The 22,692-nt window shown below is 45.5% G+C and carries 17 protein-coding genes; 5 read left to right on the top strand and 12 right to left on the bottom strand.

Annotated elements, in window-relative coordinates:
* Window positions 1-38: 38 nt before the first annotated feature.
* The 3 genes from TW81_RS10740 to TW81_RS10745 all read right to left on the bottom strand — a co-directional run bounded on the left by TW81_RS10740 (window position 39) and on the right by TW81_RS10745 (window position 3,945).
* Entirely contained in the window at window positions 39-2,399 is a 2,361-nt protein-coding gene (locus tag TW81_RS10740) for a Lon protease family protein (RefSeq protein ID WP_045955721.1), read from the bottom strand.
* 365 nt (window positions 2,400-2,764) lie between these two features.
* Window positions 2,765-2,938 (bottom strand): hypothetical protein, encoded by a 174-nt coding sequence (locus TW81_RS19275; RefSeq protein WP_156980945.1) that lies wholly within the window; start codon window positions 2,936-2,938, stop codon window positions 2,765-2,767.
* 107 nt (window positions 2,939-3,045) lie between these two features.
* Window positions 3,046-3,945: a LysR family transcriptional regulator gene (locus TW81_RS10745; protein ID WP_045955722.1), complete on the bottom strand. Its 900-nt coding sequence runs from the start codon at window positions 3,943-3,945 to the stop codon at window positions 3,046-3,048.
* A 151-nt stretch (window positions 3,946-4,096) separates the two neighbouring features.
* Here TW81_RS10745 and lldD point away from each other — a divergent pair, with 151 nt between their 5' ends.
* The 3 genes from lldD (at window position 4,097) to TW81_RS10760 (ending at window position 8,943) form a co-directional block, all read left to right on the top strand.
* On the top strand, window positions 4,097-5,236 hold the full coding sequence (gene lldD, locus TW81_RS10750) for an FMN-dependent L-lactate dehydrogenase LldD (RefSeq protein WP_045955723.1): 1,140 nt from the start codon (window positions 4,097-4,099) through the stop codon (window positions 5,234-5,236).
* A 100-nt stretch (window positions 5,237-5,336) separates the two neighbouring features.
* Window positions 5,337-8,174, top strand: coding sequence for an FAD-binding and (Fe-S)-binding domain-containing protein (locus TW81_RS10755; RefSeq protein ID WP_045955724.1), 2,838 nt, complete (start codon window positions 5,337-5,339; stop codon window positions 8,172-8,174).
* Window positions 8,175-8,325: 151 nt separating this feature from the next.
* A complete protein-coding gene (locus TW81_RS10760; protein WP_045956017.1) occupies window positions 8,326-8,943 on the top strand; it encodes a PGAP1-like alpha/beta domain-containing protein in 618 nt (205 codons plus the stop codon).
* A gap of 55 nt (window positions 8,944-8,998) precedes the next feature.
* On the opposite strand, the gene TW81_RS10765 is transcribed toward TW81_RS10760, so the two are convergent.
* Window positions 8,999-10,756 (bottom strand): sigma-54-dependent Fis family transcriptional regulator, encoded by a 1,758-nt coding sequence (locus TW81_RS10765; RefSeq protein WP_045956018.1) that lies wholly within the window; start codon window positions 10,754-10,756, stop codon window positions 8,999-9,001.
* Between the two features lie 255 nt (window positions 10,757-11,011).
* Here TW81_RS10765 and exaC point away from each other — a divergent pair, with 255 nt between their 5' ends.
* On the top strand, window positions 11,012-12,532 hold the full coding sequence (gene exaC / locus TW81_RS10770) for an acetaldehyde dehydrogenase ExaC (protein WP_045955725.1): 1,521 nt from the start codon (window positions 11,012-11,014) through the stop codon (window positions 12,530-12,532).
* A 105-nt stretch (window positions 12,533-12,637) separates the two neighbouring features.
* Here exaC and TW81_RS10775 read toward each other — a convergent pair whose 3' ends face one another.
* Both TW81_RS10775 and TW81_RS10780 read right to left on the bottom strand, forming a co-directional pair.
* Window positions 12,638-13,402 carry a sulfite exporter TauE/SafE family protein gene (locus tag TW81_RS10775; RefSeq protein WP_045955726.1) on the bottom strand — a complete coding sequence of 255 codons (765 nt, stop codon included), beginning with the start codon at window positions 13,400-13,402 and terminating at the stop codon, window positions 12,638-12,640.
* 88 nt (window positions 13,403-13,490) lie between these two features.
* A complete protein-coding gene (locus TW81_RS10780) occupies window positions 13,491-14,321 on the bottom strand; it encodes a DUF6279 family lipoprotein (RefSeq protein WP_045955727.1) in 831 nt (276 codons plus the stop codon).
* 199 nt (window positions 14,322-14,520) lie between these two features.
* On the opposite strand from TW81_RS10780, the gene TW81_RS10785 reads away from it, so the two are divergent.
* On the top strand, window positions 14,521-14,952 hold the full coding sequence (locus TW81_RS10785; RefSeq protein WP_045955728.1) for a DUF3010 family protein: 432 nt from the start codon (window positions 14,521-14,523) through the stop codon (window positions 14,950-14,952).
* 58 nt (window positions 14,953-15,010) lie between these two features.
* Here the strand turns inward: TW81_RS10785 and choV are convergent, their stop codons facing one another.
* The 6 genes from choV to betI are packed head-to-tail and all read right to left on the bottom strand — an operon-like array spanning window position 15,011 to window position 21,862.
* Window positions 15,011-16,195 carry a choline ABC transporter ATP-binding protein gene (gene choV / locus TW81_RS10790; protein ID WP_045955729.1) on the bottom strand — a complete coding sequence of 395 codons (1,185 nt, stop codon included), beginning with the start codon at window positions 16,193-16,195 and terminating at the stop codon, window positions 15,011-15,013.
* Window positions 16,196-16,197: 2 nt separating this feature from the next.
* Window positions 16,198-17,040, bottom strand: a complete 843-nt coding sequence (gene choW, locus TW81_RS10795; protein ID WP_045955730.1) for a choline ABC transporter permease subunit — start codon at window positions 17,038-17,040, stop codon at window positions 16,198-16,200.
* Window positions 17,041-17,092: 52 nt separating this feature from the next.
* Complete coding sequence (locus TW81_RS10800) at window positions 17,093-18,031, bottom strand: choline ABC transporter substrate-binding protein (RefSeq protein WP_045955731.1); 939 nt, start codon at window positions 18,029-18,031, stop codon at window positions 17,093-17,095.
* A 28-nt stretch (window positions 18,032-18,059) separates the two neighbouring features.
* Window positions 18,060-19,760 (bottom strand): choline dehydrogenase, encoded by a 1,701-nt coding sequence (betA, locus tag TW81_RS10805; protein WP_045955732.1) that lies wholly within the window; start codon window positions 19,758-19,760, stop codon window positions 18,060-18,062.
* 24 nt (window positions 19,761-19,784) lie between these two features.
* Window positions 19,785-21,245 carry a betaine-aldehyde dehydrogenase gene (gene betB, locus TW81_RS10810; protein WP_045955733.1) on the bottom strand — a complete coding sequence of 487 codons (1,461 nt, stop codon included), beginning with the start codon at window positions 21,243-21,245 and terminating at the stop codon, window positions 19,785-19,787.
* Between the two features lie 20 nt (window positions 21,246-21,265).
* Complete coding sequence (gene betI, locus TW81_RS10815) at window positions 21,266-21,862, bottom strand: transcriptional regulator BetI (RefSeq protein WP_045955734.1); 597 nt, start codon at window positions 21,860-21,862, stop codon at window positions 21,266-21,268.
* Window positions 21,863-22,692: the final 830 nt, after the last annotated feature.

Consider the following 22,692-nt stretch of genomic DNA (forward strand, 5'->3'; position numbering starts at 1 on the left):
TTAACTGACTGGCATTACCCATCTCTGGGGCTCTGAATCTATTTCCTTAAAGCATTGAGCTTGGCTTGCGCAATACCAAACACCGTATCAATCGGATAACTGCCTTCATCACTCGGGCTACCCGCGGGCTTACCAGTAAAGAGTTCTATCGCTTCTGTGACATGGTCAATCGCCCAGATATGGAATTCGCCCTTCTCAACCGCTTTTACTATGTCTGGTCTTAGCATAAGGTTATGCATGTTAGAGCGAGGAATAATCACCCCTTGCTCATTCGTCCTGCCTTTGATTTCACACACATCGAAGAAACCTTCAATCTTCTCATTTACCCCGCCAATTGGCTGCGATTCGCCAAACTGGTTCATCGAACCAGTAATAGCGACATCTTGACGATTAGGCTGTTTAGAGAACGCAGAAACCACAGCACAAAACTCGGCCATGCTCGCGCTATCGCCATCAACACCTCCGTACGACTGTTCAAAGGTAATGGTCGTACGCAATGGAACTTTCGCCGTTTTACCAAACACAGAAGACAAGTAAGCAGTTAGGATCATCACCCCTTTTGAGTGAATACTGCCGCCTAAATCGACACTGCGTTCAATATCGATAACCTCACCATCACCGTAACAGGTTGTCGCTGTAATTCGGTTTGGCGCCCCAAACATATATTCACTCGTGCTAAGAACTGATAATGCGTTAACCTGACCTATCGCTTCACCATGAGTATGAATCAGTGTTGTGCCGTTGATAAAACTCTCCATGACACTGTCTTTTAAGCGGCTTACCCGTAGCTCTTGGTTAGATAGTGCCTCTTCAACATGGCTGGCACGGATCATATTCGAATTCGCCTGACGAGCCACGTAGTTAGACTCGCGCAGAAGATTAGCAATGTTGGCTGAATGGAGCGATATTTTGTTTTGATCACCAGCTAATCGTGAGCTGTGTTCAATAATGCGCGCTATCGCCTTGCGGTCACAATGCAGCATGCCGTTGTCGTTAACTACGCTGGAAATGAAGCGTGCGTATTGCAGCTCTGAATCGCCATCACGTTTCATTTCATCTTCAAAATCCGCCGTGACGCGAAATAGTTCGCTAAACTCCGGGTCATAGTGCTGCAACAACTGATATGTGCGATAGTCACCAAACAAGATGATTTTTACATCAAGTGGAATCGCTTCTGGATCAAGCGAGACGGTCCCAGTCAGGGTTACTTCTTTCTCCAATGAGGTGAAGCTCAATTGACGCGCGCGCAAGGCTCGTTTTAAACCATCCCAAACATAAGGCTGTTCGAGTACTTTTTGCGCATCCATTAGCAACACGCCACCATTAGCCTTATGCAAACTTCCCGGACGAATCAGTGAAAAATCGGTAAATACCGTGCCCTTAAACGTCGCGGTTTCTATATAACCAAACAGCGTGTGATAATTCGGGTTCTCTTCAACCACGATAGGAAACTGATCATTTTTGCGGCTTACTAAAACGTTAATCTTATAGCGACGTGGTAGTTTCTTGTCGAGCGATGCAGTCGCCACCTCACCTTGCTCAGCACTTTGATCAAGGAAAATATCCGCATTTTCCACAATGTCCTGTTGCAGTTCAGTCAGATAGCTTTTAATCGCTGGATAGCGTGTATAGTCCTTCTTGAGTTGCTTAATAAAATGTGTGATTACGTCGAGTGTCACCTCATCATTAAGCTTTTTGATCTTTTCGGTGTATGCCTCTTCCCACTCGGTTAGCTGACGAACCATATTTCTCAATTGAACTTCTAGCGCGTCAATCGTTTCTCCGAAATACTCCTGCTCTTTTTTACTCAAAGCATCAAACGTTTCTTCCGTATGCAGTTCGTCGCCGTTCATGGCGACAAATTGGTAATCGCCCTGAGTGGTGATCGTCAGGCTAATCCCTTTTGATTTTGCTTCTTTGGTGATCGACTCAAGCTCTGCTTCTTGTTTGGTTGCCAGTTGATTTTTGAGTTTATCGGCACGGCTATAGTAGAGCTCATTATCAAAAGCCAAGGGCATTGCATTGACCAGTTTAGACATCAATTTCTCGATATCTTGTTTGAATTTGCTGCCAACGCCACACGGTAATTTGAGTACTTTGGGGGTTCTTATATCTTCAAAATTTGCCACATAGCACCAGTCAAACAACGAGCCTGCGTCATGTTTGTGGCGATTGAGGTAACGAAGGATCATGGTACGCTTACCTAGACCATTTTGGCCAATTGCGTATATGTTGTATCCCTTCTCTTTAATCGACATGGCAAATTCGACTGCCTTTTGAGCGCGTTCTTGCCCCACAATCTCATCGATAGGTGGCAACTCTTTTGTCGACTTGCTTTGTAGTTTTTCTAGTTCAGCTGGAAGATACAGCTGATTGGATTCAAGCCTTTGAATGGTCATCACTCTATCCTTATCGTTATTATTCTCTTAAAGCTAGTTTAGGCTAGATTTGTTTAAGTTTTAGTGACTTACAGCCAAATCATGTTTAAGCGGTCACTTTTTAGCCGTTTAAAGCAAGAATTTTAGGAGAATGGCCTCAAACTTGGCACCGAGGATAGCTGTTTGATTGAGGCGATGGCGTTACACTGATGCAGCACGGCTAGGCCCTAAGCGAACGTAGGTTTAGGGGTAACTATCAGGGTTTACTAGAAGAAAAGGCGTCAATCTAATGATTGGTATTCAAAATTGCGTTGTGGCGGCATATCAACTTAGACGAATAGCTGAAACGTGCCTAAGATTAATAGAGTTCGGTTTGGCCGCCGACTTTAATAGCCGACGCAAGGATGCGTCGGCGTTTTGTTTGTATTCGCTGCAAAATGAACGTTGGAAACAAAAGGAGGGTACTCATCTACCGCGGCGACAATTTTTGTGTTGGCCGATACCGCATTGACGCTCAACAGCAGCATACCGCCGACGTACAGCATCCGTGTTTTAAACATAGAATCACCTTGGCGCAACTTAATACCTTCTTTGATTAAGTTTAAGCCAGCAAAAAGATTCGGTGAGATAAATTTAGACTTCTCTTAGTGTCATCGAGTTTAGTGAGTTAAAAATAGTGCGATATTGCCAGATACCTCGCGCGAATATGTTCAATCAGCAATTTCACTTTATTCGGAGGTTGTCGAGTAAACGGGTAGACGGCATAAATACCTAACTTTTTGCCCACCTGTTCAGGAAATAAGTCCACCAGCTGTGCATTGCGTAAATCGTGGTAAACCAAACAGCGAGGAACATAAGCAATTCCATACCCACCTAGTGCGGCTTTGCGTAGGGCCGTGGCATTATCCGTCGAAAACGACCCCGTAACTTTGACGATATAGTTTCCCTGCTCGGCCTTAAATTCCCAATCGCTCGCGCCGGTTGTCTGGTAAGCATACTGGAGACAATTATGTCGCGTTAGATCGCTTGGTTCTTTTGGTTTTCCATTGCGTGCGATATAGGAGGGAGATGCACAAACGATCCACTGCGAGTCCAAAATATGCCGTGCGATTAAGCTAGAATCTTCCAGATAACCGGTTCTGATAACCAGATCATACCCACCATCAAAAAGATCAACGAAGCGGTTGTCCAGAGACATATCTACCGACAGTCCAGGGTGTAAATTACAAAATTCCGCTACCGCATCGGCTAAGATCAGATCACCAGATATCGTTGGTACCGACATTTTTATATGACCACTGACGTTCTCGCCAAAGCCTGAAACGGCATCCATCGCTTCCTGCGCGGCTTGCTTCACATTTTTGGCACCATGCATTAATGCCTTACCCGCTTCAGTTAAGGTTAATTTACGCGTGGTTCGATATAAAAGCTGAACACCAATTTGTTGTTCCAAACGGGCAATTCGTTTACTAACTACCGAATTTGTAAGGTTATTTATCTCTGCAACTCTACTAAAGCTCCCCAGTTCTACCACCTGAGAAAATAGAATTAAGTCATCTGCGCGCATTGATTGTGTCACTTTTAGAAATAATAAATTTCATTATTTCCCTATATCGGCAAAAAATAAAGCGCTAAATTAACCTTGAATTAACAATAAAACCACAATCATATAAACCTAGGGCTGCGCTACGCCCTCATTACAAACTGTAAGGCTGTCTATGATGATCTCTGCTCCTACTGACTATCGCGCCGCCGCCAAAGCGAAACTTCCACCGTTTCTTTTCCACTATATTGATGGCGGCTCATACGGTGAACATACGCTGAGAAAAAACACCGAAGATCTCGCACAGATCGCTCTGAAGCAACGTGTCTTGAACAACATGGCAGATTTGAGTTTAGGGACGGAAATTTTCGGCGAAAAGTTCGCTATGCCGATTGCCTTAGCGCCTGTTGGTCTAACTGGAATGTACGCGCGGAGAGGTGAAGTTCAAGCGGCAAAGGCTGCGGAGAACAAGGGTTTACCCTTTACTATGTCGACCGTATCTGTTTGCCCGATTGAAGAAGTAGCGCCAGCGATTAAGCGCCCAATGTGGTTTCAATTATACGTACTTAAAGACCGCGGCTTTATGAAAAACGTTCTGGAGCGAGCAAAAGCGGCAGGTGTGACGACGCTAGTATTTACCGTCGACATGCCTGTACCCGGAGCGCGCTATCGCGATGTACATTCGGGAATGAGTGGGCCCAATGCCGCTGCGCGCAGAATGCTCCAAGCGATGTGTCATCCTAACTGGGCAATTGACGTCGGCCTACTGGGTAAACCGCACGACTTGGGCAATATATCAACCTATCGTGGTGAGCCAACCCAGCTCGAAGATTACATAGGTTGGCTCGGTGCAAACTTCGATCCCTCAATTTCATGGAAAGATCTCGAATGGATTCGTGAGTTTTGGGATGGGCCAATGGTCATCAAGGGCATTTTGGATCAACAAGATGCAAAAGATGCCGTCACTTTTGGCGCCGATGGTATTGTCGTTTCTAACCATGGAGGCCGTCAGCTCGATGGCGTATTGTCGACAGCCAAAGCACTGCCTACCATTGCTGACGCGGTGAAAGGAGATCTTAAAATCTTTGTCGATTCAGGGATTCGAAGTGGATTAGATGTGGTTCGTATGCTGGCATTAGGCGCAGATTGCACACTGTTAGGTCGCTCATTTATTTATGCTTTAGCCGCACAAGGGCAAGCAGGCGTAGAGAACCTTCTCGACCTGTACGAAAAAGAGATCCGTGTTGCCATGACTCTCACCGGTGCGAAAAGCATTAGCGATTTAAGCCAAGACTCACTCGTCCACCTTAACTAATTTCCAATGGTGTCACAGCAATTCAATTCGATTTGTGACACCTTTTTACTGTCGGCCGCATTAAAACAACAATGCCGATAGCACGCACAAGGAAGCCACCATGTCTACTCAAGAACGAGACAAGCACTATCATCAACTCGAAGCTCTGCTCGCCGTTGAAATTGCTGCAGAAAGAATCATTATTGAGCCCGCCAAGCGCCTCGCCTATGGGACTGACGCCAGTTTCTATCGTTTGATTCCACACATCGTATTACGCCTTAAAAATCTTGACGAGGTAATTTATGCGATTCAATGTTGCCGCGAAATGAAGATCCCATTTACCTTTCGCGCCGCAGGAACCAGCTTGTCTGGGCAGGCCGTTTCTGATTCGGTTCTCATTACGTTAACCGACGACTGGCGTGGTCATGAAATCATCGATAATGGCAACAAGATTATTCTGCAACCCGGCGTTATCGGCGCGGATGCCAACAAGTACCTCGCGCCATTTAAGCGTAAAATTGGCCCTGATCCTGCTTCAATTAATACGTGTAAAATCGGCGGCATTGCAGCGAATAATGCCAGCGGAATGTGTTGTGGCACGGCGCAAAACTCCTATCGAACCATCGACAGTGTAAAAGTGGTGCTGAGCGATGGCACACTGTTAGATACTTCAAGCAAAGAGAGTATCGCCGCTTTCCGTGCCGCTCGGCCTGATATCGTAGAGGGCTTATCGGCCTTAGTTAAAGAAACACAAGGCAACCAACCACTTACGCAGCGGATTCGTCACAAATATCGTTTAAAAAATACCACCGGCTATTCATTAAACGCTCTAGTGGATTACAGCGATCCTATTGAAGTGTTAGAGCATCTTATGATCGGCTCTGAAGGCACACTGGGTTTCATTGCTGAAATTACTTACAACACGGTTATAGAGCATAATTTTAAAGCCTCTTCCCTGCTAGTCTTTGCGGATATTGAAGAAGCCTGTAGAGCCGTGACTACCTTATCAAAAACGCCCGTTGCCGCAGTTGAGTTGATGGACGGCAGAGCGCTGAGATCGGTAGCCGATAAATCTGGCATGCCAAGCTTTATTCAACATCTTAATTTAGAAGCGTGTGCGCTTTTAGTCGAAACACACGCAAGCGCACAAACTGACATTGATCAGCAATGCGATGCCATTATGGCGTCACTCTCAGACTACACCATTATCGAATCTGTCCCTTTTACGCTTGACCCTACAACAGTCGCCACACTTTGGGGCATCCGCAAAGGTATGTTCCCAGCGGTGGGTGCCGTTCGAGAAGTTGGCACCACTGTCATTATTGAAGATGTCGCTTTCCCAGTTGAAAATCTTGCTAACGGTGTTCGCGATCTTCAAGCGTTGTTTGACCAATATAACTACTCTGAAGCCATCATTTTTGGCCATGCCCTAGAAGGTAATTTGCACTTTGTGTTTACACAAGGTTTTGAATCACAGCCTGAGATCACCCGTTACGGAAATTTTATGGATGATGTTGCCGACTTAGTCGCGGTGAAATATCAAGGCTCACTCAAGGCAGAGCATGGCACCGGGCGTAATATGGCGCCCTATGTTGAACTTGAGTGGGGTAAAGACGGCTATCGATTAATGGAGAAGATCAAAGCGCTTTTTGACCCACAAGGATTGCTCAATCCCGGCGTTATTATCAATGACAACCCTCATGTACATATCGAGAACTTAAAACCAATGCCTGCCGCCGACTCTCTGGTCGATCGGTGCATAGAATGCGGTTTTTGCGAACCTGTCTGCCCTTCGCGAACCCTGACACTGTCCCCAAGACAACGTATAGTCTTATATCGTGAGTTGCAAAGGCGCAGAGCGTCAGGCGAGCAAACTCAAGCCTCGGAGCTTGAGCGTATATTTGAATACCAAGGTATTGATACTTGCGCTGCGACAGGGCTTTGTGCTGACCGTTGTCCGGTGGGCATAAACACAGGTGACCTAATCAAACAGTTACGCACCGCCAAGTACCAAAAATTCGTCCCGATTGCGAACTGGACCGCGGAGCATTTCGGCGCAACGACGGCCATAACGCGCGCAGCACTCAAAGCGAATCAAATCGCGGTTAACGTGATTGGCGAAAACGCCGTCTCTAAAATGACCAATGGGATACGCCACCTAACAGGTAATAAAACACCTATTTGGCTGGCAGAAACACCCCAATCAAACCAGCATAAAATTGATCGGGCGATGGAGTTATTAGTTCGCTCAGACAAGAAAGTGGTTTACCTGCCCTCTTGTGCTTCTCGCACTATGGGTCAGCAGAGCAATGCCAGCGACCAACGAAGTTTGACAGAGGTGACATTGTCACTAATAAAGAAAGCAGGTTATGAGATCATCATTCCCAAACAGCTCGAACAACAATGCTGTGGCATGCCATATGACAGCAAAGGAATGACGGATATTGCTCTGCGCAAAGCACAGCAATTGGAAGCGGTGCTGTGGCAAGCGAGTTATCAAGGAGAGTATCCTGTTTTGTTCGATACAAGCCCTTGTGCTAAGCGTAGTATCGATCAGTTTACTAAGCCGATGGAAATACTAGAGCCAACCGGATTCACTGCCAAATACTTAGTACCGAATTTATCTATCACTCCCAAGCAAGAAACAGTGATGCTACATGTCACTTGCAGCTCTCGTCGCATGGGATTAGAAAACGACATGCTGTCACTGGCAAAAGCCTGTGTCTCTGATGTTGTCGTTCCAGAGCACATTGCCTGCTGCGGATGGGCTGGCGACAAAGGCTTTACGACACCAGAGCTTAATCAAGCTGCAGTCCACCCGCTAAGAGAACAAGTACCACAAGGATGTAAACGCGGGTTCAGCAATAGTCGCACTTGCGAGATTGGCCTGTCAAATCACAGCGGGGTGCCGTATCAGTCTATTCTCTATCTGGTTGATGAGGTCAGTGCTCCGCTCTAATGAATAGATTGAAATTCGAAGACGCAATCCTCCAGACGAGAGCTTCACAGAGGTTGCCTCTTCGGGCCGTGCATCACACGTTGGGCGACAAGTCATGATTTTCATCCGCATTACAGGTTATATTGGCTCAAGGAAAATGTTGGAGAGTCGCTTGAAAATCATAATCTTACACGGGCTGTATATGCACGGGATGTTTTTGAAACCTCTAGGTTCAAGTCTGAGATCTCTTGGCTATCGGACTAAGATCGTCTCATACAACAGTGTTGCCATTGACGAGCAGCAAGTATTTTCTGCTATCGATCATGCCCTTTGTGACTCTATGCCGAATGTTCTCGTCGGTCACAGCTTAGGGGGATTAATTATTAAGCACTATTTGCAATCTCGTCAGCCAAGTTCGGACCTTGTTTCCCATGTCGTCACCATAGGCTCTCCAATACAAGGCGCGTCGATCGTGACGAGAATTCAAGAGTTAGGCATGGGGGTTATTTTGGGGAACTCACCTTCTTTTGGCTTAGCAGAACACGACAGCGAGTGGCTATTCCCACAACAACTCGGTTGCATAGCAGGCACACTGCCGCTAGGAGCGCGTTCGGTTCTGATGATGGAAAGTGAAGATAAGTCGGATGGCACCGTAACCGTCGATGAAACTAAAATTCAAGGCATGACGGATCATGTTGAGATAAAAACTAGCCACACAAGTTTGATCTATGCCTCTGCGGTTCCGCGGCAAATTGATCATTTTGTGCAAAACAACGCCTTCGACAAATAGCGTGAACCCCAACGCTACCCATTTTAGCTAAGAAACGTCACAAATTTTTTTGAGGTTAACTTTTTAGCAAACCGACTCGTTTTAGCTTGCGATAAACCGTATTTCGACTAATACCCAGAACACGTGAAACCTTGCTGACATTGCCATTGTGGGCGTGGTAGGTATCAATCAGCGTTGAGTTTAACGTGGTATTTAAATCTTGCTCGATATCATCTCTTGTATGTTCAGTCTGATCAGCTAGCGGTTTTGCAAAATGATCCGGAACATGCTCGATGCTTAACTCCTCAACATCGCTCGCAATTAGGCTGGTTACTTTTAAAAGGCTATCTAACTCTCTCAAGTTGCCCGGCCATTGATAATTGAGTAACAAACGCATTAGAGAAGGTGACAACTTTTGTTCGCTCAATTTGTGTTTCGCGTGAATAGAGCGTATCAATTCAATTTTGTCTTCTCGCTGATGAAGAGATGGCAAGGTAACCACTAAGCCATTCAGTCGATAGTAAAGATCTTGTCTAAAATGACCATCCGCGACGAGCTGGCTAAGATCTTGATGCGTTGCCGCTATCACTTGAATATCAACGGGATATTGCTGTGTTGACCCCACAGGCAATACTATTTTGTCTTGTAAAACAGATAACAATCGGCATTGTGCTTCTAAAGGCATTTCACCAATTTCATCTAAGAATAAGATACCCTTGTCTGCCTGTCTTACCCGACCTAAGTAACCTTGTTTATTCGCTCCAGTAAAGGCGCCTGCCGCGTATCCAAACAGCTCAGATTCAAGCAAGTCTTTTGGTAATGCGCCACAATTAACTGTCACAAGAGGTTGGTTGCTCCTAGCACTTCTTTTGTGTAGGGCCTTAACAAATTCACCTTTGCCAACGCCTGTTTCGCCCAAGATGAGTAAACTGATGCCACTGCCGATGATTTTGTTCGCCTGCTGCCACGCCTGCTCTACTTTATTGTCGCCAAAATGCAGCTCACTCGACGCACTGAGCCACTTTTTCGTTTTCGCCTTTTGGCCAATGTTGTACTTCTCAAACACAAGGGGAGCATGCTGTTGGGAGTGTAAAAGCGTTTCTATTTGCTCTCCAACCAACGCTACCTCTGGCATGAGTTGGCTGACGACTTGGTTATGAGCAACAATTTGACCATTTTCGTCTGCAATGACAATCCCTTGCCAACCACTTTTTAGCACCGACTCATTATGAGCAAGATTGATTTGTAGTGCTCCCTCTGGAATCTGGGTAAGCAAATAGTTTTCAACCAGTTGAACCATGTTTTGAACAAGCAACTGCGTGGTGACATCATGTTTACTTTGCTCACTGGTAACATCAAGAATCCCAACCAGTTCCCCCAAATGATTAAACAGAGGACTGGCCGAACAGCTAATGAAACGGTGATGTTTAATATAATGTTGTTCGCCAATAATAGAGATCGCTTTCTTTTCAAACAGTGCAGTCCCTATTGCGTTGGTACCTTTCAATCTTTCCTGCCAGCAAGCACCTGATTCTAAAGCAATCTCAGTAAGTTTTTCGCGAAACCTCTCTTGGCCCCAAGTGGCTAAAATCACGCCCTCTGCGTCAGTCAGAATCAAGCGACTATCACTACGTGCCAGAACTTGGCTAAATAGGGGTAACGCGCACTGTTTAACAGCCTCTATAACCCCTTGAGCTAGGTAGCGACGCTCTTTGAGCAAGGTGTTTGATACATTGATATCATCAGGCTTTTTGATCTGCTTTAAGCCCGCATTTGAACTTCTTTGCCATGAAGATGCTAACCAGCCCTCAGATTGTATTGTCTGTAGTTCCATACCTGTCCCAACTTTGAACATAAGCACTGTACCATTTTGGAACAGTTGAACATTTTGTTAACAACCCTTCCCCTTGCTTAACGCTTAAAACAACACCGCTCTCGCCTTGAATACTCTAGCGTCAGAAAATAATTACAACAAGATTTTAACATTTGGTCTGTGATTTGCGTTACCTATCAGGATGTCATTGGAACTGTTCACCTTTCGCTGAACTTTCCAAACACAACTTGAACGAGAAAATAATAAGGATATTTTATGATTTACGCACAACCAGGCTGTAAGGACTCTATCGTTAGTTTTAAGACACATTACGACAACTATATTGGTGGGGAATGGGTAAAACCTTCGACAGGCGAATATTTTGACAACACCTCTCCGATCAATGGTCAGCCATACTGTAAAGTAGCGCGCTCGAATGATGAGGATATCAATCTCGCGCTCGATGCTGCGCATAAAGTGAGAGCCAGTTGGGCAGCCACCAGCGTCACTGACCGTTCGAACATTTTGCTGAAAATAGCGGACAGAATAGAGCAACACATAGAAGAGCTCGCCGTCGCCGAAACCTGGGAAAATGGCAAACCTGTACGCGAAACACTCGCCGCAGACTTACCTTTGGTCGTCGACCATTTTCGCTACTTTGCAGGTTGTATCCGCGCCCAAGAAGGAAGCGCAGCGGAACTCGATGCCACGACCGCTAGTTACCATTTCCCAGAGCCAATTGGTGTCGTTGGACAGATCATACCTTGGAATTTTCCGATGTTGATGGCGGCATGGAAGCTTGCGCCAGCATTAGCTGCTGGCTGCTGCGTCGTTCTGAAACCAGCGGAACAAACACCTACCTCTATCCTACTGTTAATGGAAAAAATAGGCGATTTAATCCCTGCGGGGGTAGTCAATGTTGTCAACGGTTTCGGGAATGAGGCGGGCCAAGCGCTTGCCACCAGTAACCGAATCGCTAAACTCGCTTTTACTGGCTCAACTCAAGTCGGCAATCATATTCTTAAATGCGCGGCTGATAATCTAATCCCCTCAACCGTCGAGCTAGGTGGTAAATCTCCTAATATTTACTTCGCTGATATTTTTGACCACGAAGACGAATACCTCGACAAGTGTATTGAAGGCACTTTGCTTGGTTTCTTCAATCAGGGAGAGGTCTGCACTTGTCCGTCACGCGTGCTGGTTCATGAATCTATTTATGATGAATTTGTTGCTAAGTTGACTGAACGCGCCAAAGCGATCAAACAAGGTAACCCGCTTGACACTGATACCCAAGTCGGAGCTCAAGCATCACAAGAGCAGTTCGATAAGATTTTGAGTTACTTAGAAATTGGTCGACAAGAAGGAGCTAAAGTGGTGTTTGGTGGGGGTATATCAGAGCAGCCTGAATCACTTAACCGAGGTTATTACATCCAACCCACTATGTTGGAAGGACATAATAAGATGCGTATCTTCCAGGAAGAAATCTTTGGCCCGGTGATTGCTATCACTAAGTTCAAAGACGAAGCGGAAGCGCTGGAAATAGCAAATGACACTGAATATGGGTTAGGCGCTGGGGTTTGGACGCGTGATGCCAACCTAGCGTATCGTATGGGGCGTAACATTGAAGCGGGTCGTATATGGATAAACTGCTACCACGCCTACCCAGCACATGCCGCATTCGGCGGATATAAGAAGTCAGGTATTGGACGTGAAACGCATAAGATGATGCTGGATCATTACCAAAACACTAAGAACCTGTTGATCAGTTACGATGTTAATCCACTCGGCTTTTTCTAGCCTCTTTTAGAGCGCCGTTCGGCGCTCTTTTTCCAAGCTGACTTCGATAGCCCAAAGTTGGGTTCATGTAAATATCAATGTGTTAACACATCGTTCAACAACAGTTTATAGATAAACATCGACGAAAAAATACCCTGTCATTACCAAACTGGATAATGCGACAAATCCTTTGACATAGCGTTGCTCTACTTGCCTTGAAACTCTGGCTGCGACGTATCCACCGGATAAAGTGCCGAGCATAACTGCGCAGCCTCGCGTCCAATCGATAGAGCCTTCCAGTACAAACACCACAATAGCGATCAGGGAAACGCACGAAGAAATGAGCAGCTTAAGCCCGTTCATTTGATTGATATCGGTATAACCCGCCAACACTAGGTAGCTCAACACTACAACGCCAAGTCCTGCATTGAAGAAGCCTCCATAGGCGGAAACCAAGATTAACAGCAAAGAGATCGACACAATAGACCAGAAAGGATGTAAAGATGCCGTACGAGCTAATTTAGATGTCCATTGATTGATATGACTGCCAAACAAAAACAGCAAAGTTGCAAATAGTAACAGCCAAGGAATGGCATTGATGAACTGCTTCTCGGAAACACTCAGCAGCAGGTAAGCACCGACTCCACCACCAATTAGGCTAAAAATGATTATGGAATGTAAGGAATAAGCGGATTTTGCAATATCCTGACGAAATCCATATGTCCCGCTGATATAGCCAGCGCACACAGCAAAAGTATTGGTCGCGTTGGCTACTATAGGTGGGATGCCAACAAACATCAGCGTTGGGAAAGTGATGAAGCTTCCCCCGCCTGCAATGCTATTGAGTATTCCACCTAATACACCCGCGCCAAACAATAGAATCCATTCCATATTCTTGGCACCCTTGAATTGATGAGACTTAACTCTAACTCGCTAATTCTATTATATAAACCAAGAATTTTAACTTTTGTGGGCTGAGTTACTGAATATCCAGTGCAAGCTCTTTCCAGTCCTGAAGCTCACTTCGGTAGTAATCAGTCTGCTTCGGTGTCATGAGGTTGATCACCCGAACTAAATATTGATTTGCAACGTTCCGATTGTGTTCAATCTTTTCTTCTAGTTCAGGTGCATAAAAGCTGGTGGGATTAAACATCATAGTATGAAACTCTGGCTCAAATTTTTCAGTGTCTAAGCGATGAGAGAGCATCGAGTTAACTTCAATGCGCATTTGAGTTTGATGGTTGATCCAATCAAATGAGGTAATCTGTAACTCACTAACCCACGCATCCAGTAACGTTTCTTGTTGCTCTGTCAGACTGCCAATCCAAGTCTCTAGATTTTCTTCGATACGTTCTTTGTAACGCTGCTTTATTTCCTCTTCAGAAAGAGTCTGGTATTTCTTTTTATACTTGGTGTGCCGAACTCGAATACTGTTCATCAGTTCTTCGACTTGGCTATCGGACAGATCACGAGTAATGGCATTCAATTCAGGCGCAATGCGAGCAATTAAACGCTGAGAATGTTGCTGGAATTTTTGTTCTTGTTGCCTCAGTTGAGTCAAGGTTACTTTCGCGGGTTCAACTGCCATCAACTCATCAAGATGGCGAATATAATTAGGTATCTCTTCAGTGCGATGCCATTCGCTTAACACCGCCACCTTCCGGATCACAAATTCCTCTTGTGCCTCGTTCAGTTCGACATAGTCGTCTAGATATCGCAGTAACAACCAATCAATATTGTTATAGAAGAACTTGGTACTACAACCCGCCAAGGCCACACAAGCCATTAACACTACTGCTAGTTTTCTCATTGCTTCATCCTACGCAATACTCGCATGCATCACTCGTACAATAACGACATGATTCAACACGCCATCACCACCAATAACTTTAGCAACATTAGTACCAATACGTTTGCACAATCGTGAAAGATCTCAAAGTGAAACATATGCTGCATATGTCACTCCATCTCTATATAATGGCGCGGCTAAACAACAACTAGGTGAAAACATGAAAATTTGTGGTGTAGAGTTAAAAGGTAACGATGCGGTAATTTGTCTTCTTTCGCATGCTGAAGGTGTCGTTCACCTACCAGATTGCCGTGTCGCTAAACTCACGATCGGCAATGCTAACGACACACAGGAAGTGAGAAAATTCCAATTCTCTTTCGCCAAGTTGGTTGAAGACTATAAAATCGAAAAAGTCGTGATTCGCCAACGCCAAACTAAAGGCAAGTTTGCTGGCGGTGGCGTCGGATTTAAGCTTGAAGCCGCCATTCAATTGATTGAAGGTTTACAAATAGACGTTGTTGCTCCTGCAGACATCAAAGAAAGCCTGAAAAGAAACCCACTTGGCATTCAGTTTAAAGACACGGGTTTAAAACAGTATCAAGAACAAGCATTTACCACAGCTTACGCTTGTGCAATGATGCGCAGTAAGTAACGACATCCGCCGTGAATTAAAAACCCAGCCTTTGAGCTGGGTTTATTTTTATTGCGATTTAGGCAACTTTTCGTTCTTTAAAATTACCCAGCAATGCGTCATATAACTCGTTGTCAGTCAGCACGCCAACCAGTTGATTATCTTCTACCAACAATATTGGCTGATTGGTTCGCTGCTTAAGTTCGATTGCTTCTCGCATGCCAATTTCTGGACTGGCTTGAACAACAGTTGAACCGTTAATGTCACCGATATTGAGTTGGCTATCAGTCCAATCCAATAGCGTCTTATCTGAATCGACTAACACTAATCCATGAGAGTGTTGCTCAACCCACAGATCGTGCTGCGCACAAATCTGCCAACGGCCATCTTGATTGTTTAAATGCTCTCGCAGTTGCATCAGCGAGCGACCTTTTAGGACATTTATTGGATTGGTATGTGCTACGAAATCTTTTACATACTCAGTTTCAGGAGCCAATACGATTTGCTCCGGCTGACCGTGCTGGATCAATCGGCCCGACTCCATAATTGCAATATTGTTACCGATCTTAAGCGCTTCATCTAAGTCATGGCTAACAAACAAAATCGTCTTATTGAGTTTATTCTGCAACTGGATAAGTTCATCTTGCAATTGAGCACGAATCAGTGGATCAAGTGCAGAGAACGGCTCGTCCATTAGCAAGATATCCGTATCCATAGCAAACGCTCTTGCTAAGCCTACCCGTTGCTGCATACCGCCGGAGAGCTCATGTGGGTATTTAGATTCCCATTCAGCAAGGCCAACCATTTCCAGTTGCTCTCTTGCTTTAGTGCGCCTTTCCGCTTTACCAATACCTTGCATCTCCAAACCAAAAGCGACATTGTCTAACACGGTCAGCCAAGGCATAAGCGCAAACTTTTGGAACACCATTGAAACACGGTGAGTTCTTAGATGACGCAATGTGTCTTCATTACAGCTGGCAAGGTCTACAACCTGTTCACCGTCTTTAATCTCCAGTGAACCACGGCTAATCTCGTTTAATCCGTTGACCGCGCGCAGTAAACTTGATTTACCGGAACCAGATAATCCCATCAGAACACAGATTTCACCTTGCTTGACTGACAGCGAAACATTATCCACACCGACAACTTGCCCAGTTTGATCGATAATTTCTTGACGAGACATACCTTGGTCTAAAAGGCTCAGTGCTTGTTGTGGCTTTTCTCCAAACACAACATCTAGGTTTTTAATCGTAATTGCATCCATGGTTATGCCTCTTTTTGATTGGGATTTTTGCACAAACGGTCCAAAATGATCGCCACCAATACAATGGCAAGCCCCGCCTCAAAACCTTGAGAAATATTGACTGTGTTCAGTGCACGTACCACAGGTTTGCCTAGCCCATCAGCGCCAACCAAGGCCGCAATGACCACCATGGAAAGCGACAACATAATACATTGCGTCACGCCCGCCATAATACTTGGCATCGCCGCTGGTAACTCGACTTTAAACAGCAGTTTCATTCGACTTGCGCCGAATGCTTTACCCGCTTCTATCAGTTCCTCAGGCACCTTAGTGATACCGAGATAAGTCAGACGAATTGGCGCGGCTATGGCAAAAATGATCGTTGAGATCATGCCCGGTACAATGCCGAGACCAAATAGAACAAGAGTCGGAATCAAGTAGACAAATGTCGGCACCGTTTGCATCAAATCCAAAATGGGCCGCAATAGGGTGTACAACCAAGGACGATGCGCCGCCATTATGCCGATAGGAACACCAATTAATACGGAAATCGTTGTCGCTGCAAAGACGAGAACAAAGGTTTCCAGCATTTCTTGCCAATAGCCGAGGTTGAGGATAGTTAGCAGAGCACCAATGATAAACAGAACCAACGGAACACTGCGGTGAAGATACCAAGCGATAGCTGCTGTTAGAACAATCGGCAAAGCGGGTGGCATCCATTTAAATATATCGATAACAAAAAGAATCACGGTCTCTAAAAAGATTGAGATGGCATCGAAAAAGCCAGCCGCATTGAGCGTCAGCCAATCTACGCCAGCTTCCATCCATTCGCCCACTGGGATTTTGTTGTTTGTAATAAAATTCACTGTAAAACCTTACTGTTTAGGCGAGACGCACAAACCGTCTCGCCCTATTGCTTTATGCGTTTGAGTTGATGTAGCTATTAACCGCGCTTGCTGCATCGTCGCCTTTCAGTGTTTTCACACCATCCAGCCATGCTTCGACTTGCTCTGGGTTCTCTTTTAACCACTGCTGCGCTGCTTTTGAAGGCTTAACGTTTTGATTAAGAATCGCTTCCATCAGTTCATTTTCCATCTCTAAGCTAAACTCTAGATTTTTCAGCATTTGACCAACGTTTTTACACTCAGAAAGGTAATTTTCGCGTACATTGGTGTATACATTCGCACCACCGTAGTTTGGCCCAAAGAAGTCATCGCCACCGGCGAGGTAAGCCATCTCTACGTTGCTATTTATTGGATGTGGTGCCCAGCCAAGGTAGACAATCCATTGATTGCGGCGAACGGCACGAGTCACCTGCGACACCATGCCAGCTTCACTTGACTCCACTAAACTGAAGTCTTTAAGGCCAAATGCATCACTATCAATCATTGATTGGATTAGACGGTTGCCATCGTTGCCCGGCTCGATACCATAAATTTTGTCTTTGAATTTATCGGCATGTTTAACCAGATCAGCGAAGCTCTTTACGCCCGCATCATAAACATACTTAGGCACCGCGAGTGTGTATTTTGCCCCTTCTAGGTTTGCACGTACGGTTTCTACACTTCCCGCCTCACGGTATTTAGCGATATCTCCCTCCATGGTTGGCATCCAGTTGCCAAGGAAGATATCGATATCACCGTTCGCCATTGACGAATAAGTCACTGGTACAGAAAGCAGATCGGTTTTGGTTTTATAGCCCATTCCTTTCAGAAGCTCTGAAGTGACTGCGGTTGTGGCCGTGATATCTGTCCAACCAACATCGGCAAAACGAACGGTTTCACATTGGTTAGCGTAAGCATTCATCGCAAATGAGCTGATTGCGAGCGTAGTGAGCGTTTTTGTCATCATCGACATAACTTTATCCTTTTTGTGATTGCTGACTTTACTGAGCTGATTCCACAGCTCTTTTTGGTTTATTTATTCTTTGTTTTTGCTGCCAATCTGGCGCTAACCAAACTGGTTGATTATTCGCTTCAAGCAAGGGTTTACCGAGGATCATATCTGCGGCGCGTTCTGCCACCATGATGGTCGGTGCGTTTAAATTGCCATTGGGTATGGTTGGGAAAATAGAAGAGTCAACGACACGCAATCCTTCAACACCGCGAACACGACACTCTTGATCCAGCACGGACATCGAATCGTCATCGCTACCCATTTTGCAACTGCATGACGGGTGGTAAGCACTCTCAACATTCTGCTTAACCCACTCATCGATGGCTTCATCGCTGGTTATCTCAAGTCCGGGTTGGATCTCTTCGCCTCTGAACTTGTCCATCGCTGGCTGTTGCAGTATTTCGCGTGTAAGACGAATGCAGTCGCGCCAGTCCTGGCGATCTTGTTCGGTTGAGATGTAATTGAATTCAATTTTTGGTTTGTCTGTCGGACTCGAAGACGTTATCTCAATTGAGCCTCGGCTTTCTGGCTTATTCGGCCCAACATGCACTTGGAATCCATGACCATCAAACGCCGCCTGACCGTCGTATCGCATGGCCGCAGGCAAGAAGTGATATTGAATATTTGGCCACTTCAAACCTTTACGTGAGCGGATAAACGCGCAAGATTCAAAATGATTGGTCGCCCCCAAACCTTTTCGCGTTAAGATCCACTGGGTGCCGATCTTCGCCTTACTGACCAAACCTAGTTTGCTGTTGAGCGTGATCGGCAAAGTGCAGTGATATTGAAAGTAGACTTCAAGATGATCTTGCAAGTTCTGACCGACGCCCGGCAGTTCGTGCTTTACATCTACACCAGCCTTTTCAAGCACATTGCGAGGCCCAATACCAGATAGCTGAAGCAGTTGTGGTGAACCAATCGATCCCGCACTGGAAATCACTTCCCTTGTCGCAACGCATTGTTTAATCACGCCAGATTTTTCAAATTCAACCCCAACAGCTCGGCCTTTTTCAATCAAGATCTTACGTGCAGCGACCCCTTTAATCAGAGTAAGATTCGAGCGTTTTAATGCACGCCTTAAGTAGGCGTTAGACGTTGATGCACGTACGCCTCTGTCCACCGTCATATGCATTGGACCAAAACCTTCCTGCTGATAACCGTTGTAGTCATCTGTCTGAGGGTAACCAGCGTCTTTCCCCGCATCGATAAAGGCTTGATACAAAGGATTTAACTGCATGTCGTTACCCGCGCAGGTGCCAACAGGCCCATTTGCGCCGCGGTAGTCGTCTTCGCCGCCTATCCACGACTCTGCTCGTTTAAAATAGGGTAAACACGCTTGGTAGTTCCAACCTGTCGCACCCTGTTGCTCCCACTCGTCAAAGTCACACGCGTGACCACGAACATAAACCATGCCGTTGATTGATGAACTGCCGCCCAGCACTTTACCGCGAGGGCAATGTAGTTTACGCCCATCTAAGCCGTGCTCTTGCTGTGTCTCAAACTGCCACGCATACTTTTCGCTATTCATCGGATAAGAGAGTGCGGTTGGCATCTGAATGAAGATGCTCTTGTCTGTGCCACCCGCTTCCAATAAAAGCACTTGGTGTTTGCCGCATTCACTGAGTCTATCTGCCAGCGCACAACCAGCGGAACCTGCGCCAACAATAATAAAATCGTATTGTTTCTGCATCACGATACTCCGTATTGTTAGCGATTACGCGTAAGGGCTTTCATAGCCACCCAGCTCGACAAGTACACTCTTCGTTTGTGTGTAATGACGAAGTGTTTCTGGGCCATTTTCGCGGCCAATACCGGAATGTTTGTATCCACCAACTGGCATTTCTGCAGGCGAATCACCCCAAGTATTAACCCAACAGATGCCTGCCTCTAATTGATGTATAACACGATGCGCCCGTGAAATATTTTGCGTAAACACCCCAGCAGCAAGCCCGAAATCGGTATTGTTGGCACGCGCAATCACTTCTGACTCGTCATTGAACTTAAGAACCGACATTACAGGGCCAAAGATCTCACCTTGAACGTGGGGCATGTCATCTTCACAGTCGATGAATACCGTTGGAGCAACAAAGTTACCCTTATCAAGACCATTGTCAGTCACCTGATAGCCGCCAGTTAACAAAGTTGCGCCGCTCTTTTTCGCACCTTCAATCGCGCTCAGCACTTTGCTTAAGTGCTCGCGTGAAATTAAAGCGCCGATTTGTGTTTCCATGCACATAGGATCGCCGATGATCAACTTCTCAGCGCGCTGCTTAAGCTGTTCAACAAATGCATCATGAATGGACTCGTGAACAAAAACGCGCGTGCCATGGGTACAAACCTCACCTTGGGTGTAGAAATTGGCTACCATTGCAGCAGAGACGGCATCGTCGAGTTTAGCGTCATCAAATACGATCATTGGCGACTTACCACCCAGTTCCATCGTCACTTGTTTGAGCGTTTTGGCGCTATCGGCCATCACCAGTTTGCCAGTGCCAGACTCACCAGTGAACGACACTTTGGCAATTTCAGGATGCGCGGTCAGCATCTGACCAACACGGTGATCGCCTTGTAACACGTTGAATACGCCATCCGGTACGCCTGCTTGAGTAAAAATCTCGGCAAGTTTTATTGCCGTTAGCGGCGTTTCTTCAGATGGTTTAAAAATCATGACATTTCCGGCAGCAAGTGCAGGCGCCGATTTCCACATCGCAATTTGAATAGGATAGTTCCACGCACCAATGCCCGCACAAATCCCAAGTGGTTCGCGTCGTGTGTAAAAGAATTGGGTTTCACTGAGCGGTTGCTGCTCACCCTGCATAGATGGCGCAAGCCCAGCGAAGTACTCTATAACGTCCGCGCCTGTTGCTATGTCTACCGCTATCGCTTCTTGAAGAGGCTTGCCCGTGTCAGCAACTTCTAAAGCGGCAAGTTCATCATTGCGTTCGCGCAAAATAGCAACCGCTTTTAGTAGGATGCGGCTACGCTGAGTAGGTGACATGGCCGACCAAACTTTAAAACCTTTTTTGGCCGATTCAATCGCCTGCGTAAGATCAGCTGCACTAGCGTGACCGATTTCGGCCAGTACTTCTCCGGTGGCTGGATTAAGTGTGGTAAAGGTTTCATTTGATGTCGCTTGGCAAGCTTTGCCATTAATAAACTGTGATTTTATTTGCATGTGAAGTCTGACTTATGTGATTACTTTTGCGAGTAGAATGTAAGCTGTTTGTCGAGATAATCATTGATGATCAGTCGTGCCTTTACGGCATCTATTCCTTGCGGGTTGAGCGTTCCGCGTAGCCAGATTCCATCAATGAGTGCCGCGATGCCGTGAGCAATAATCTCGGCTTGTTCCTTATCAAACAGAGCTTTGAGTTCAATTTTCAAATGTGACAGTAGGCGTTTTTCATTAACCTGCTGAAGGCGCTTTAGCTCTGGGTCATGTACAGAGTAAGACCAGAAAGCCAACCAAGTTTTCGCAACCTTGTTTTCCGCCTGATAACCAACAAAATTGCCATCAATAATCGCGTTGATGCGCTGTTGGTGCGCATCTGAGGGTAGTGATTTGAGTTTCGACATCACGGTATTTGAAAGCTGGCGTAAAATTTCACGCATGGTCTCTTCTAACAGGCCATGCTTGCCGCCAAAATAGTGGTTGATGATACCCGTAGAGACTCCTGCCTCTTTTGCGATCAAAGCGATACTTGCCGCATGCAAACCCACCCTATCGATTACCGACATCGTTGCGTTAACAAGCTGCGGTTTACGAATACTCGGCATCCCTACCTTGGGCATTTTGGCTACCTCACATTTTTAATTGAACGATTAGTTAAATATAAAATGCCAAAAAATATCTTTGAACTCAAATCATTTCTCTAATGATAAATTGTCAATCCAGCACAGAAACGACAAAAACAACCTAAATACACAAGCAATTACTAGTACAACAAGCATAAGACCAACAAATAAACCAAAGGCAACAAGATAATGAATAACAGCTAATTATCAGTAACTTAAGTAACAAAGTCGAAAGTACAGACATCTCAATACCGTAGAGAAAAAAGGAATAGCCAAACCTAAAGTAGGCAAAAATCGACAACACTAATTAGCTTACTAATATTTATTGAACATATTATTTTTTCGGCGATAATCGTTAGGTTAAGAGGTCAAAAAACAACCAATTAGAGGTGGTAGCTTTATCAATCCAGATTCACCTGAGGCGTGACATAGGCGCTATATGCTGGCCGTTCACCAGTGAGTATGCAGGATCACTTTGACGTGTACTCGATGAGTTAGAGGAGGATATGGTGGTATTACTATTGGGCCAAAAGGTTATGTATTTATATCTTAGCACTGGACATTGTGATTTTGAGTTATCTACTCCTAGGAAATTGGGCCTCACAAACGAAATAATTAATCTGTAAGCTTCGGTTATAGTTCATAAAATTGGTAGTTAGGGATACTTGATATCAAATCCGAATGCTATGCTTATAAACTGTGAATATTGGTATGGATGGCACTCGTTTGTTCCAACCAGATTTAACAGATCTACCATTCAGGTCGATGAAATGGATGTGAATGTTGTGGGTCAGGTTGCCATGACACTAACAAAGAACTAAGTAGGA

Source organism: Vibrio galatheae, assembly GCF_000967545.1.
Classification (GTDB): Bacteria; Pseudomonadota; Gammaproteobacteria; order Enterobacterales; family Vibrionaceae; genus Vibrio; species Vibrio galatheae.

Bases quoted from the DNA above. Each gene is read 5' to 3' on its own strand.
- TW81_RS10740 (WP_045955721.1), bottom strand. From the start codon at position 2,399: ATGACCATTCAAAGGCTTGAATCCAATCAGCTGTATCTTCCAGCTGAA.
- TW81_RS19275 (WP_156980945.1), bottom strand. From the start codon at position 2,938: ATGTTTAAAACACGGATGCTGTACGTCGGCGGTATGCTGCTGTTGAGC.
- TW81_RS10745 (WP_045955722.1), bottom strand. From the start codon at position 3,945: ATGCGCGCAGATGACTTAATTCTATTTTCTCAGGTGGTAGAACTGGGG.
- lldD (WP_045955723.1), top strand. From the start codon at position 4,097: ATGATGATCTCTGCTCCTACTGACTATCGCGCCGCCGCCAAAGCGAAA.
- TW81_RS10755 (WP_045955724.1), top strand. From the start codon at position 5,337: ATGTCTACTCAAGAACGAGACAAGCACTATCATCAACTCGAAGCTCTG.
- TW81_RS10765 (WP_045956018.1), bottom strand. From the start codon at position 10,756: ATGGAACTACAGACAATACAATCTGAGGGCTGGTTAGCATCTTCATGG.
- exaC (WP_045955725.1), top strand. From the start codon at position 11,012: ATGATTTACGCACAACCAGGCTGTAAGGACTCTATCGTTAGTTTTAAG.
- TW81_RS10775 (WP_045955726.1), bottom strand. From the start codon at position 13,402: ATGGAATGGATTCTATTGTTTGGCGCGGGTGTATTAGGTGGAATACTC.
- TW81_RS10780 (WP_045955727.1), bottom strand. From the start codon at position 14,321: ATGAGAAAACTAGCAGTAGTGTTAATGGCTTGTGTGGCCTTGGCGGGT.
- TW81_RS10785 (WP_045955728.1), top strand. From the start codon at position 14,521: ATGAAAATTTGTGGTGTAGAGTTAAAAGGTAACGATGCGGTAATTTGT.
- choV (WP_045955729.1), bottom strand. From the start codon at position 16,195: ATGGATGCAATTACGATTAAAAACCTAGATGTTGTGTTTGGAGAAAAG.
- TW81_RS10800 (WP_045955731.1), bottom strand. From the start codon at position 18,031: ATGTCGATGATGACAAAAACGCTCACTACGCTCGCAATCAGCTCATTT.
- betA (WP_045955732.1), bottom strand. From the start codon at position 19,760: ATGCAGAAACAATACGATTTTATTATTGTTGGCGCAGGTTCCGCTGGT.
- betB (WP_045955733.1), bottom strand. From the start codon at position 21,245: ATGCAAATAAAATCACAGTTTATTAATGGCAAAGCTTGCCAAGCGACA.
- betI (WP_045955734.1), bottom strand. From the start codon at position 21,862: ATGCCCAAGGTAGGGATGCCGAGTATTCGTAAACCGCAGCTTGTTAAC.